Raw genomic sequence first — 14014 nt, 5'->3', positions numbered from 1 at the left:
TCGTATAAGTGTCCAGCTATATTTGTGGATTATGCCTACGTATGATTTGGGATTAGAACGAGTTTCGCTAGAATTTGCTACAAAAACGATTTTTACAGACGTAACTCAAGGTGTTTTTGAAGGCGACAGAATCGGTATTGTTGGAAAAAATGGTGACGGAAAGTCAACGCTACTTCGACTATTTGCCGGTAAAATGCAGCCTGATTCTGGTCGTGTTACGAAGCGTGGTGGGCTTACTTTTGGCATGTTGGATCAGCGAGATCCATTGGACGATAACGCAACTGTGCGCGAGGCTGCTCTTGAAAATCGCGAAGATTACGAGTGGGCTGCAGATCAGCGTTCGCGTGAAATTGTAGAAGCGCTTCTTGGTGGCATAAATTTGGAAGCAAAAGTAGGCACGCTTTCTGGAGGCCAGCGCAGGCGCGCAGATTTAGCAAGATTATTGTTGCATGACTGGGATATTTTGGCTTTGGATGAGCCTACGAATCATTTGGACGTTGTGACGATTCATTGGCTTGCGGAGCATCTTCTTCACCGTTGGCAGGACGGTCAAGGTGCGCTTTTGATTGTGACGCACGACCGCTGGTTCTTAGATGAGGTTTGCACTTCGATGTGGGAAGTGCACGACGGTGTAATTGATCCTTTCGAGGGTGGTTACAGCGCTTATATGATGCAACGCGTGGAGCGCGAACGCCAAGCGGATGTGCGCGAAGAGCGTCGCAGAAATTTGGCGAGAAAAGAGTTAGCTTGGCTTTCTAGGGGTGCTCGTGCGCGTTCTACTAAGCAAAAGTTCCACGTAAAGCAAGCGCGTGAGCTTATTGCAGATGTGCCGCCGTTAAGAGACACTCTTGAATTGAAGAAAATGGCAACTTCGCGTCTTGGTAAGCAAGTTGTTGATTTAATTGACGTTACGCAAATTTTTGACAACGCTCAGCAGCTAAAAAATATTGATCCGGATATTGCAGAAAACGCATCTTTAGGTGAAGATAATGCGGAAAAATCAAATAAAGTCGATATCGTAGAATCTGCTTTTGCGCAACCAACTCACATAGGAAGCGTTACTATTGCCGTTGATGAGAGTCAAGAAAATACTGCGGAAAATACTGCTACGAGCGAAGAAAACATTGCAGAAACTGCAGCTGCATCTCGCAAAACTATTACTGGACGCATGATTTTAGACGATGCAACTTGGCTTATAGGACCAGGAGATCGTTTTGGAATTGTGGGCGCGAATGGAGCAGGAAAATCAACATTATTAAGCATTATTGACGGATCTCTAAAGCCTACGCTTGGACACGTAAATATTGGCAAGACTGTAAAATTTGCCGTGCTTTCGCAGCGTCTAGAAGAGCTTGAAAAGCTTGGAAAATATAAAGTAAAAGAAGTTTTAAGTCGCTATAAGCCTAGCTATATTATCGATGGCAAAGAAGTGACTCCCGGTCAGCTTATGGAAAGGCTTGGTTTTAAGCCTGAGCAGCTTATGACACCAATTGCGGATCTTTCGGGCGGTCAAAAGCGACGTATGCAGTTGCTGCTGATTTTGCTAAACGAACCAAACGTGCTGATTATGGATGAGCCTGGAAACGATCTCGACACTGACATGCTTGCAGTTATGGAAGATTTGCTCGATACTTGGCCCGGCACTTTGATTGTTGTTTCTCACGATCGCTACTTGCTTGAGCGCGTAACAGACCAGCAATTTGCGCTTATTGACGGCAAAATTCGTCACCTTCCAGGCGGTGTAGATGAGTATTTGCAAATTGTAGAAAAGTTGCAGCGCGACCACGAAAATGGCATTAGCGCTGCGAATGCTGAGAGTGCTGCTAGTAATACCAGTACTGCTGGAACTTCAAATACTGCGAATGCTTCAAGTACTGCGAATTCTTCAACTAAAGGAAGTAAAGAAAGTAAAGAAAGCCAAGAAAGTTCAGAAAGTACAGAAAGTGCGCCGAAACTCACCGGCAAAGCCTATCACGATGCTGCAAGGCGAGTTTCTGCAATCGAGCGAAAACTTTCAAAGCTTGAAGAAGAAAAGTCGCAAATTGAAGCGCAAATGGCTGCTCACAACCCAAGTGACTTTGTGGGGCTTCAATCTCTTAACGAAGATCTTCAAAAAAACGAGCAAGAAACCAGTGCTCTTGAGGATGAGTGGATGGAGCTTTCTGAGCAGCTTTAGTACAAAATTGCTGCGCGCTAAGAAGATAAAATAGAAGATAACAGCCACGTGCTAAATTTGTGAGGTATGACTCAAATCAAGGATATGTTGGAATCTGTAAAACCAATTCGCGTTGACGGTCGTAATGTTGACGAGCTCCGGCCTGTGCGCATAACACGTAAATTTACTGATGTTCCTGAAGGTTCTGTGCTTATTGAGTGTGGCAATACGCGCGTAATGTGCACTGCAACTTTTACGGTTGGTGTGCCTCGTTGGCGTAGAGATTCCGGTTTGGGTTGGGTAACTGCCGAATATTCTATGCTTCCTAGAGCAACAGCTGAGCGTACTGATCGCGAATCTGTGCGTGGAAAAATTGGTGGTCGCACTCACGAAATTAGTCGTCTTATTGGTCGCTGCTTGCGCGGTGTAGTCGATATGAAAGCAATGGGTGAGTGCCAGATTCAAATTGATTGCGACGTGTTGCAAGCGGATGGTGGAACTCGTACTGCTTCAGTAACTGGAGCTTATGTAGCTTTGGTAGATGCGCTTAATTGGGCAGAAAAGAATGGTCATATTCGCTCTGCTGCAAGTGTTATTAAGGATTCTATTTCCGCTGTTTCTGTAGGCGTTATTAACGGCACGCCTATGCTTGATTTGCCTTATGTTGAAGACAGTCAAGCTATGACAGATATGAACGTAGCTATGACAGGTTCCGGCACTTTCATTGAAATTCAAGGCACTGCAGAACATCGTCCGTTTAATCGCGACGAATTAAATACTTTACTTGATTTGGCAACTAAAGGTAATCGCGAATTGCAAGCTGCTCAAAAAGCCGCTTTAGCAAAATAGAAGAGATTGAAGGAGAACGGGCGTGAAGCTTATTGTGGCAACACATAATGAGGGAAAACTCGTTGAAATCAAGCAAATTTTAGAGGAGCAGTTGTCGAAGCTGGCAAACAGTTTCGAGTTAGTAACTGCAGGTTCTCTTGGCTTGCCTGATCCTGTGGAAACTGGCGTAACTTTTGAACAGAATGCTTTGCTCAAAGCGCGTGATGTTGCTGCAAGAACAGGTTATCCAGCTATTGCAGACGATTCGGGTCTTATTGTCGACGTGCTTGGTGCTGCACCTGGTATTCTTTCTGCCAGGTGGAGTGGTGTTCATGGAGATGATAAAGCTAATAATGAGCTTCTTTTGCGCCAACTTTCTGATATTCCAGATCAATGTCGTACTGCTCGTTTTCGTTGTGCTGCAGCTCTTGCTATTCCGGATGGGTGCAGTGAGGTTCCTGAAGGCAGTGTTATGTCGCATTCTCACGGCTTTGAGACTGTTCGAGTCGGAGAAATGGTTGGTCACTTGTTGCGCGAGGAGCGCGGAACTAACGGTTTCGGCTATGATCCGCTATTTGTGCCAGATATTCAGCCTATTCGCGATGGTGTGCAAATGAAAGGTTTGACTAGCGCGGAGCTGACTCAAGAAGAAAAGAATGCTATTTCGCACAGAGGTAATGCTTTGCGCGCGCTTTTGCCGGAGTTGAAAGCATTATTTATTACTGAGTAAGCGAAAATTTCGTGCGCGAGATGGGACTTGAACCCACACGTCGTAAGACACAGGAACCTAAATCCTGCGCGTCTACCATTTCGCCACTCGCGCATAGACTCATATAAATAATCGAGTGAATAAAAACAAATCAAAAGTATTAATACACTCGAGCGAGTCAGAGAGCCGCTTGACAGAATCGAACTGTCGACCTTCTCATTACGAGGGAGACGCTCTACCGACTGAGCTAAAGCGGCATTGTTGCCCGAGACGCATTCGCGACTCGCGCACAAGAAAAGTATTCTATCGTATTTTTTTAAATTTGTCCACTTTGGCGCGCCGTACAATAATACGTAATGTGGATATTCGTGTGGTAGAGATTTGAGATTTTTCGCACTGATTGGATGCTTGCACGTTCATGAAGTTTTGCAGTTGTGCTCTGCAGACGTTGAGTACTTATTGCATAGAGGACACTAGCGTCCGTGCTGCTGCAAACATCACGCCAGACGCACCTACCGCACCACAGAACACTAGCGGTTTTACTAGTAGTGGGAGATAGGAATTGCTTGGTCGAGCAATATAAAAGCGGAACGATAGTAATAATCTTAGTGACGAATACTATTTTTGCAGAAAAAGTAAGTAAAAAACTAAACTTAACTACGCAACCGCTAAGTCCAAATAAGGTATAAGAGCGGAGCGCTGCGAGACAAGTAATTCCTATCTCACACAGCCACATATGGAACCCGCCAGCCAAACACCAGACAAAACTCGCGCCGTGAATTAATCAGTGTGATTGTGTTCATTTTTGTGTTAAGCTTCGCGTGTTTCTGTCTGCTTTTGTGAGTATCTTGTGAATTGGACTATAGTGACGATTGCTGTCACGTAAGTTGAAGAAATGAAAGGACCTTACAATGGCCATCAATCCGCCAGTTGACGCCGTAAAAACCCCAGAGTGGGCTGCATTGCAGAAGCATTACGACGAGTTGCAATCAGAAGGCGTTTGCCTGAAGAAGTGGTTTGCCGAGGATGCAAATCGCGTGGATAAGTTGAGCTTCGAAGCTGGAGATCTCCACTTCGATCTTTCTAAGAATTTAATTAAGCCTGAAACTCTTAAGCTTTTCGCAGACCTTGCAAAGGCTGTAAAGCTTGACGAGCGCACTAAGGCAATGTACACCGGCGTGCACATTAACAATACAGAAGATCGTGCAGTTTTGCACACTGCTTTGCGTCGTCCTGCAGAGGATGCTGGCAAGTTCATTGTTGACGGTCAAGATACCGTTGCAGACGTGCGTGAAGTATTGGGTCGCATTTACGATTTCGCTAACGAAGTTCGTTCCGGCGCTTGGAAGGGCGTTACCGGCAAGAACATTAAGACCGTTGTAAACATTGGTATCGGCGGCTCTGATTTGGGTCCAGTCATGGTTTACGAAGCCTTGAAGCCATATGCTGATGCTGGCATTAGCGCTCGCTACGTTTCTAACATTGATCCAAACGACATGGCAGAAAAGACCAAGGATTTGGATCCAGAAACTACGCTTTTCATCATTGTTTCCAAGACCTTCACCACTTTGGAGACTTTGACTAACGCTCGCACCGCTCGCACCTGGTTGCTTAACAAGCTTCAGGAGTCCGGCGCTATTGACGGAAGCGACGCAAAGAAGGCTGAAGCTGTTGCTAAGCACTTCGTGGCTGTTTCCACCAATCTTGAGAAGGTTGAAGAGTTCGGCATTAACCCAACCAACGCTTTTGGCTTCTGGAACTGGGTTGGCGGTCGTTACTCTGTGGATTCCGCTGTTGGTACTTCCTTGGCTGTTGTTCTCGGCCCAGAGCGCTTCGAAGAGTTCTTGAAGGGCTTCCACGCAATCGATACCTACTTCGCTGAGACTCCATTCGAGAAGAATGTTGTTGTGCTTCTCGGTATGCTCAACGTTTGGTACCGCAACTTCTACAAGGTTGCTTCCCACGCTGTGCTTCCATACGACCAGTACTTGCACCGCTTCCCAGCTTATTTGCAGCAGCTCACCATGGAATCCAACGGTAAGTCTGTGCGCTGGGATGGCACTCCTGTAACAAGCGAAACCGGCGAAATCTTCTGGGGCGAGCCAGGCACAAACGGCCAGCACGCTTTCTACCAGTTGATTCACCAGGGCACTCAGCTTATTCCAGCTGATTTCATTGCTTTCGTGAACACGCCAAATCCTACTAAGGATGGCGATCAGGATGTGCACGAGCTCTTCTTGGGCAATTACCTTGCACAGACTAAGGCTCTTGCTTTCGGCAAGACTGCTGATGAAGTTCGCGCTGAAGGCACTCCAGAAGAGATTGTGCCAGCTCGCGTGTTCAAGGGCAACCGTCCAACCACGTCCATTTTCGGCGATGCTTTGACTCCATTTAGCTTGGGCGAGCTTATTGCTCTCTACGAGCACATTACCTTCGTTGAAGGCACTGTGTGGGGCTTGGATTCCTACGATCAGTGGGGTGTGGAGCTTGGTAAGCAGCTTGCAAAGCAGATTACTCCTGCAATCTCTAAGGATGATGATGCTTTGGCAGCTCAGGATGCTTCTACGCAGAGCTTGATTCGCTTCTATCGCGCTCATCGCAAGTAAGATAGTAGTCATATAGGCAATCGTTTTTAGCGATTGCTAGTTTAAAGCCTCTTGGCGTTAATTCGTCAAGAGGCTTTTTGTTTAGCGTCTGTTGCTGAGTTTTATAAGTGTTAGGCTGTGTCGAGCGTGCGCGACGTCCTGCTTGAGTGTAGCATTGCGCGCACGAAAGCAACTCGGAGCGCCGAGCTTGCTCAGGGTTGAAAGCACAGTGTGCTTTCAACGCAAGCGAGGACTGCCTGAGTCAGTAAAGACGAAGGCAGGGTAGATTTGTGTGGTATTGCATTGGGAATTCGGTCGCGCTTACGCAAATGTAGTTTCGGCGTGTCGAACAAGAGTGGCTATATTGCAACGGTTTTGCGGCTGGCTTGGGGAGTATTCAGGAGTTTCCTGAGAGTTTTCTGAGAAAAATCTTTAAAAACCTTGAAATTGACATTTTTACGAAAAATAACGCGTAATACTGTATTTTTTACTCTTGAAAATAGTTTGACTGAAATATTTCCGCAAAAACATCGATGTTTTTTGTTAGTGAGCTGCGTGTCGGCTCTTGACTTTTGCGAACGGGGGGGGGTATGTTAATAACAGCTTCCAGCCAGACGTTCTGCGCTGGTAGTTGTTCACAAAAACTTAAATTGTGAATATTTAGATTTTTCTTCGCACACATGGTGCGAAGGAGAAGAAGAAAGGAAAATATTATGTTGAATAAGAAGGCTATCGCCGCATTCGCTGCTGGCGCCACCCTCCTCTCCGGTTTCGCTTTTGCTGCTCCAGCAATGGCTGATGTTACTGTTCCAGATACTTGCCCAGCTGAAAAGCCTCTTAAGAGCAAGAATGCTGATGTTACTGCCCAGGCTAAGAAGGATTGGGAAGCTGCTAAGAAGCTTGTTCCAGCTCAGCCAGTTAAGCCAGTAGCAGGCGATAAGGTTGATTCCTCCATGTATGAGAATGATACTGCTAATGAGGGCAAGCTTAAGATGAAGGCTGGTGTAACTGCTAACAATGATAATGCAGAAAAGTATGTAGCTACGAAGGCTTTTGTAGAAGCTACTAATAAGTATGTAGATGACTTGGCTGCTTACAATACAAAGAATGCTGCAGCAGAGCGTTTGCATAATTTGTATCTTCGCGCTTTGGAATTTGAGAATACCTGCTCTACTCCAGATCCTGATAAGAAGGATGAGGCTATTGATAATGTTCGCGCAGCAAAGATGACCTTAGATAATGCTGATAATGCTTTCGCTAAGGCTAAGAAGGCTTACTACGATGCTAAGGCTAAGTTCCTTAAGGCTCAGGCTGAGTTGAATGCTCGTACAGCTGCCTTCAATGCTGCTACTACGGCTCTTGAGAACTTCAGGGCTTCTGGTGTGAATGATTCTGCTAAGGAACAGCGTTTGCAGGATGCTGTAAACCGTGCTAATGCTCATTTGACTCGCGCAACTGCAGCTTATAATGATGCTGAGGCTGATTACACTAAGACTTATGATGCTGCTCTTGCTGCTAAGGATGTTTATAACGACGCTTTGCAGGCTTACAAGGTTGCGTATGATTATGCAGTGTCTGTTGGTGTGAACCCAGCTTTGTTGCCACATGTTGTGACTGCTGATCCTTTGGATGTGAGCTTCAACCCTGTTCCAGGTGCAAAGGAAAATTATGCTGCTGCTGTGAGCGGTAAGTTCGGTCCTGCTGTTCAGGCTGCTACTAAGAGCAAGGCTTCTGCTCAGCAGAACAACAAGAAGAACAATGCTGCTTCCGCTGAAGCAAACGGTGCATCTGCCGCTGCTGCTGCCAAGCTTCCTCAGAGTGGTGCTGCTGTAGCTATGGCTGCTGTTGCTGCTTCTGTGCTTGCTGGCATGGGTGCTGCTCTTCGCAAGATCCGTCACTAAGCTAAAGCGCTAAATGTGCATGGTGAGCGTATTTCAAATATGAATGCGCTCACCACAATAATCTTGCACTCAACAATGGCATAGAGTGTAGGGCTCTTTGCTCTGGCAGATTTAAGTTTGCTTGTTTTGCTGGCTATGCTGTTTTGCTAAAATTCCTTTTTTCACAGCATTTGCTGGTTCTTGTTTGCTTTTTCTGCTGTTGAGTGTGTTTGGCTTTCGGTTTTGTTTGAGCTACTAGGGGCTCATTCAAAGCCGAAAGCTTTTTTATTGCCTAAAATCCTACTTTTAAACGATAAAGCTGCGCCTTTTGCGGCATTACAATGTGCTTTGCGGCATCACAATGTGTTTTGATGCATTGACACAAGTGCAGCAATAATTTATAATGAGCACGGTCGGTAGGTAAGGCTACCACGGGGATAAGGGTTGCTGCCGCAACACAGTGGAGACACTGCACGCTGGTTAACAGTCGTTGTCGAATTCAAGGCTTCGACTAATGCAACGCCACCGCCCTGCGAAGCTGAAGCTTGAACGACGTGGCACGCTTAACATGCATTTGTGTGTTTTGATGCGCCTCTGTTATCTTGTAAACCTCCGATTCAATGATGAAGATTTGCGCCGGCAGCGCACTAACTTAAGGAGGTGATTTGCCGTGAAACATGACAGTAAAAGCCATAATTCTAGTACTCGTACTGATGAAGGCTCCGACACTATTGGCAGTAGTAGTTCGGATGTTCCTCCTGAATATATGAAGCCGGCAATCACCGAATTTAGGTTGCAAAACTTGCGAAATATATAGCTTGCTAATACAACTTGCGAAATATAATTTACGAAATATAATTTGCGAAGTTAAAACGTGAGTTCTAGTTATTTGCGCCTGTAACGTAATCAATGGTGATACGGCTACGCAAGAATTTACACAAGAAAAGTTACGCAGATATTTACGAAAGAATTTACGAAAATCTAAATATTCGAGGACTTTATTATGACCGTATTTACAACTTCGCGCAAAGAAAGCGCAGGTGCGCAAGTCGACGAGAACACTCGTTTCTGGTCGGATATTATTGTGTGCGTTGGCATTATTGCCGTTTTTGGCGTAACTGCCTTCCTTATTCAGCGCATAAATCAGCCGATTGGTCCAAGTGGCATACCATCTAAGGTTTCCACGGACTTAATCAATTTGCCTTACTACACTTTGCGCTCAGTATTTCGCATGCTGATCGCATTAGTTGCATCTCTTATTTTTACTATTGTTTATGGCTCTCTTGCAGCTCGCAGTCGTAGGCTTGGCAAGGTGCTTATTCCTCTTCTAGATATTTTGCAATCAGTTCCAATTCTTGGCTTCCTTTCGGCAACTGTTACTATTTGGTTGGTGATTTTCCCTGGATCGATGCTTGGTGTTGAAGCTGCTTCGATTTTTGCTATTTTTACGAGTCAAGCATGGAATATGACTTTTTCGTTCCACCGTTCGCTGCTCAGCGAGCCAAAGGAACTGGATGAGGCAGTTCGTAGTTTGCAACTCACACATTGGCAACGTTTCTGGGTGCTAGACATGCCTAACGCAATGATTCCGCTGCTTTGGAATTGCATGATGTCTGTTGGAGGCGGATGGTTCTTCCTTACAGCTTCGGAAATGATTTCCGTAAATAATCACACTTACGCTCTTCCTGGCATCGGTAGTTTTGTGGCACAAGCTGCTGCTGAAAATAAGCTTGGTCTTATTTGGTGGGCTATTTTGTCGATGGTGATTGTTGTTTTGGCACTTGACTTCTTCTTGTGGAAGCCACTTACAGCTTGGGCTGAGCGTTTCCGCATTACGCAAAGCGCATCTGATAATGAGCGTCACAGTGCTATTTTGACTCTTATTCGTCACTCTCATGCAGATGAAGTTATTAGTAAACTGTTTTTGCCAATTCGCGAGTGGCTTGAAAAAATAACGCGTCCATTCGGTCGCACAGGCTCCAAGTGGCCTCATAAGGCTGCTCAGCATAAGCTTGGTGATTGGGTATTTAACGTTATTATGATAATTATTGTGGCTGCTGGCGCTGCTCATATGCTTTACTTTGTGTATACAACTGCAGGTTTGCATGAGTTTATTACTGCAGGCATGCTTGGTGGCATCACTTTTATGCGCGTTGCTGCGTTGATTTTAATAAGTTCGCTTATTTGGGTTCCTGTTGGTGTTGTAATCGGCATGAATCCTAAGATTTCGCGTATTATGCAGCCTATAGTGCAAATTCTTGCTAGCTTCCCAGCAAACTTCATATTCCCGTTTGCTATGGCTTGGTTTATGGCTTGGCATATTGATCTTGGTTGGGGAAGCATTATTTTGATGGCTCTTGGCACGCAATGGTACATTCTGTTCAATGTTATTGCAGGTGCTAGTGCTATTCCTGATGATTTGCGTGAAATGACGCGCAGCTTCCGCTTGGATCGTACTTTGCGATGGAAGACGCTTATTTTGCCGTCTATTTTCGGTTCATGGTGCACTGGCGGTATTACAGCTGCAGGCGGTGCATGGAATGCTTCGATTGTGTCTGAGATTGTGGAATATGGAAAGAACCACATGGAAACTCAGGGTTTGGGTGCATATATTACTAATGCAACCACTTTAGGAGATTCTGCGCGCACTTTAGTTGGCGTAACTGTTATGAGCTTGATTGTTGTTTTAAGCAACCGATTATTCTGGTCGCCAATGCAACGTATTTCCGAAAAACGTTACGTATTGAATTAATCGACTAACAAATCGACTAATAAAATTTACTAATAAATCGCTTAAAATAACAAAATTTTATGAAAAAGATTGGCAAAATTATGAATACTTTAAATAGCAATGCAAAAAAAGTGCAATCCTCAATTACAAGCGATATTATCGACGCAAAGCACATCAGTCAAAGCTTCACTTCTGACAGTGGCACTACTCAGCACGTTTTGCACGATATTTCTTTCACTCTTCGCGAAGGTGAAATCGTGGCAATATTGGGACGCTCTGGTGCTGGAAAATCAACTTTCCTACGCACAATGGCTGGTCTTGTGCAGCCAACAGAAGGCACAGTAACGTATCGCGGACGCGAGCTGACAGGCCCAAACCCAGGGGTTGCAATCGTATTTCAAACCTTCGCTCTTATGCCGTGGCTTACAGTACAAGACAATGTGGAACTTGGCTTGCGTGCTAGAGGCGTTAGTAAAGAAAAGCGTACTGAGCTTGCTTTAGCTGCAATTGACGCAATCGGTTTGGACGGCTTTGAAACAGCTTATCCAAAGGAGCTTTCCGGCGGTATGCGTCAGCGAGTTGGTATTGCGCGCGCGTTGGTGCTACGACCGGATGCATTGTTTATGGACGAGCCATTCTCTGCTCTCGATGTGCTTACTGCAGAAAACTTGCGTCAGGAAGTTCTTAAGCTGTGGTCTAGCGAGGAGCGAGATATTAAGTCCGTGCTTATTGTGACGCACAATATTGAAGAAGCTGTGCAAATGGCTGATCGCGTTGTGGTTCTTGGATCTCATCCAGGTCACTTAATTGCTGATGTGAATGTTGATTTGCCTCGTCCTCGAGATAAGCACAGTGCTGAATTTGAAGCGATGGTTGATAATCTGTATGCTATTTTGACTGGTTCTGCTCCAGAAAGCACTGCAGAGCAAGACACTTGCGAAGATGCTGATTCTCAAGATCAAGCAAATAATGCAACTAATGAAGATGCTGAAGATAACGAAGCTGCAGCAATTGCAGATATGCTTATTCAGCGCCACCATGACGATGAAGATGAAGATAAGCAAAGTGAGGATGAAGCTGAAGCAGGTGAGGCAAAGGCAGAACCTGTGGCTGTTCGTTTGCTTCCAAATGCTACACCAGGTGGCATGGCTGGTTTGCTTGACGTGATTTCTGAAAGCCCAGATGGCATTGATTTGGCTGATTTGGCAGCTGATTTGTCGTTTGAGATTGATGATTTGTTCCCACTTGTCGATGCTGGCACGATGCTTAATTTGCTCACTGCAGAAAACGGTCATATTACTATCACTTCTGAGGGTGAAGAGTGGCATAATGCCGATATTTTGCACAGTAAGCAAGTTTTTGCTCGTCTTGCGATTGAACATGCGCCTCTTGTTCACGCAATTGATCAAGCTTTGAGTAGGAATCGTAACGGAAAGCTTCGTGGCGAGCTGATTTTGGATTTGTTGCGCAGTAAGCATACGGATGCTTTGGCACGTCAGCAGTTTGATATTGCAATTAGCTGGGGTCGTTACGGCGAGTTGTTTGATTATGACGCTGATGATGACGAGTTGACTCGTACAGTTGAAACTGCTCCTCTCGATGGAGTCGTGCGCTGAAATAGTGCTAAATAGTGCGGAATTATGCTCGATAATGTCCATTATTGAGCATAAATTTGGTACTTGTATGCTTTCGATAAAGGGATGCCGCATAGTTCTTTTATCTTTTAGGTCTAGTCGCTTCTTATTTAAGATTGCGCGGATCGGAAGCCCCCTAAAAAGCGAACTTTTTAGGGAAAGATTTGCGTAGCACATTTGTTGCTAACGCTTACTATGCGTCGATATGCGGCGGCGATGGAGGAATATTATGGTAAATGCTGTAGAAGCATTTGATGCTAAGCATCTTAAGGCTGCTGAAGAAATTCCAGCTTTCCGTCCTGGCGATACCGTTGACGTCAACGTTAAGATTCAGGAAGGCAACAACACTCGTATTCAGACTTTCACCGGCGTTGTGATTGCTCGTAAGGGTGCTGGCGTGCGTGAAACTTTCGTTGTTCGTAAGGTGAGCTTCGGCACTGGTGTTGAGCGTCGTTTCCCACTTCATTCTCCAGCTATCGATTCGATTAAGCTGGTTCGTAGCGGTCGCGTTCGTCGCGCTAAGCTTTACTACTTGCGCGCTTTGCGTGGTAAGGCTGCTCGTATTGCTGAGCGTCGCGATAACTCTGCTAAGTAAAATAGAACTTATGTGAAGGGTATTTGTTATGACTGATGACACGCAAATTAGCGATACTCATATCGTTTCAGTAGCGGGTCATGGTATAGATCCTTCACCGGTTCCGCCAGAGCCGGAAGGAGATTTACCTTCCGGCTCTCGCATGTTTAAGCGCAAAAATAGAAAAGGTAAGCATTTTGCACATTCTAAGCGTGCTAAAAATGACCGCCTAACTTTGCGCGATGCCGTAACATGGTTTGGTATTCCAGTATTAGTGGTGATACTTATTCGCGTGTTCCTATTTGGAGCTTACACAATTCCTTCTGGCTCTATGCTAGATACTATTCATATTGGCGATTATGTTATTACGACTAAGCTAACTCCGCGCTTATTCCCATTAAAACGTGGAGATATTGTTGTTTTTGAGGATCCTGCACATTGGTTGAGTGGTGAAAATTCTTCCGGTGCTGTTGGCAAGGATTTAATTAAGCGTCTTATTGGTTTGCCTGGAGATACTGTTGAATGTAAAGGCGCTGGGCAGCCTATTGTTGTAAACGGTGTTCCAATACGAGAATCTTCTTATATTCGTCCTGGTGTTGACCCGAGTGCTTTTCCGTTTAAAGTAAAAGTCAAAGCCGGTCACGTGTTTGTTTTGGGCGATAATCGTTCTAATTCTGCGGATTCACGATATCATCGCAATGACGGCGATGACGGTTTAGTCCCGATTTCCAAAATCGAGGGCGTTGCTGTGTTTAGATCGTGGCCGCTTGATCGAATTGGTCTTTTAGACGAACACCATGATGATTTTAAAGATGTGCCTGATCGTCCTGCAAAATAAAAGTATTAACGCAATTTATTAACGCAATGTTATTAACGAAATTGTATTAGAGCAATCGTATTAGCGCGACTTATACAAAC

10 protein-coding genes, 2 tRNA genes and 1 riboswitch are annotated in these 14014 nt (G+C 45.2%); of the genes, 10 read left to right on the top strand and 2 right to left on the bottom strand.

Annotation, left to right across the window (positions count from 1 at the left end; genetic code table 11):
• Positions 1-31: 31 nt before the first annotated feature.
• The 3 genes from HXT34_RS04565 to HXT34_RS04555 all read left to right on the top strand — a co-directional run bounded on the left by HXT34_RS04565 (position 32) and on the right by HXT34_RS04555 (position 3713).
• Positions 32-2176: an ABC-F family ATP-binding cassette domain-containing protein gene (locus HXT34_RS04565; protein WP_421784579.1), complete on the top strand. Its 2145-nt coding sequence runs from the start codon at positions 32-34 to the stop codon at positions 2174-2176.
• A gap of 66 nt (positions 2177-2242) precedes the next feature.
• The gene (gene rph / locus HXT34_RS04560) at positions 2243-3004 is read left to right on the top strand and encodes a ribonuclease PH (protein WP_004105347.1); all 762 of its coding nucleotides are present in this window, start codon (positions 2243-2245) and stop codon (positions 3002-3004) included.
• A gap of 22 nt (positions 3005-3026) precedes the next feature.
• Entirely contained in the window at positions 3027-3713 is a 687-nt protein-coding gene (locus tag HXT34_RS04555; RefSeq protein ID WP_421784577.1) for a non-canonical purine NTP pyrophosphatase, read from the top strand.
• Between the two features lie 12 nt (positions 3714-3725).
• On the opposite strand, the gene HXT34_RS04550 is transcribed toward HXT34_RS04555, so the two are convergent.
• Together HXT34_RS04550 and HXT34_RS04545 are read right to left on the bottom strand one after the other, a co-directional pair.
• Positions 3726-3806: transfer RNA gene (locus HXT34_RS04550), tRNA-Leu, on the bottom strand.
• Positions 3807-3876: 70 nt separating this feature from the next.
• Positions 3877-3949, bottom strand: a tRNA-Thr gene (locus HXT34_RS04545).
• A gap of 654 nt (positions 3950-4603) precedes the next feature.
• Between HXT34_RS04545 and pgi the strand changes: the two genes are divergently transcribed.
• From pgi to lepB, 7 genes are all read left to right on the top strand, one after another.
• Positions 4604-6298, top strand: coding sequence for a glucose-6-phosphate isomerase (pgi, locus tag HXT34_RS04540; RefSeq protein ID WP_391496278.1), 1695 nt, complete (start codon positions 4604-4606; stop codon positions 6296-6298).
• 692 nt (positions 6299-6990) lie between these two features.
• Entirely contained in the window at positions 6991-8178 is a 1188-nt protein-coding gene (locus HXT34_RS04535; RefSeq protein WP_415689184.1) for a hypothetical protein, read from the top strand.
• A 384-nt stretch (positions 8179-8562) separates the two neighbouring features.
• Positions 8563-8723: riboswitch (M-box (ykoK) riboswitch) on the top strand.
• Positions 8724-8827: 104 nt separating this feature from the next.
• Complete coding sequence (locus HXT34_RS04530) at positions 8828-8974, top strand: hypothetical protein (protein WP_004574037.1); 147 nt, start codon at positions 8828-8830, stop codon at positions 8972-8974.
• 186 nt (positions 8975-9160) lie between these two features.
• Complete coding sequence (locus HXT34_RS04525) at positions 9161-10909, top strand: ABC transporter permease (protein WP_410309397.1); 1749 nt, start codon at positions 9161-9163, stop codon at positions 10907-10909.
• Positions 10910-10989: 80 nt separating this feature from the next.
• Positions 10990-12504, top strand: coding sequence for a nitrate/sulfonate/bicarbonate ABC transporter ATP-binding protein (locus tag HXT34_RS04520; RefSeq protein WP_421784574.1), 1515 nt, complete (start codon positions 10990-10992; stop codon positions 12502-12504).
• A gap of 247 nt (positions 12505-12751) precedes the next feature.
• Positions 12752-13117: a 50S ribosomal protein L19 gene (gene rplS / locus HXT34_RS04515; RefSeq protein ID WP_004105329.1), complete on the top strand. Its 366-nt coding sequence runs from the start codon at positions 12752-12754 to the stop codon at positions 13115-13117.
• Between the two features lie 28 nt (positions 13118-13145).
• Complete coding sequence (gene lepB / locus HXT34_RS04510) at positions 13146-13934, top strand: signal peptidase I (RefSeq protein WP_421784572.1); 789 nt, start codon at positions 13146-13148, stop codon at positions 13932-13934.
• The last annotated feature ends 80 nt before the right edge of the window (positions 13935-14014 follow it).

Source organism: Gardnerella sp. DNF00983 (genome assembly GCF_049244265.1).
Taxonomy (GTDB): domain Bacteria; phylum Actinomycetota; class Actinomycetes; order Actinomycetales; family Bifidobacteriaceae; genus Bifidobacterium; species Bifidobacterium vaginale_J.
Note: the sequence above shows the minus strand (reverse complement) of the source record. Positions and strands in the feature narration are given on the sequence as shown.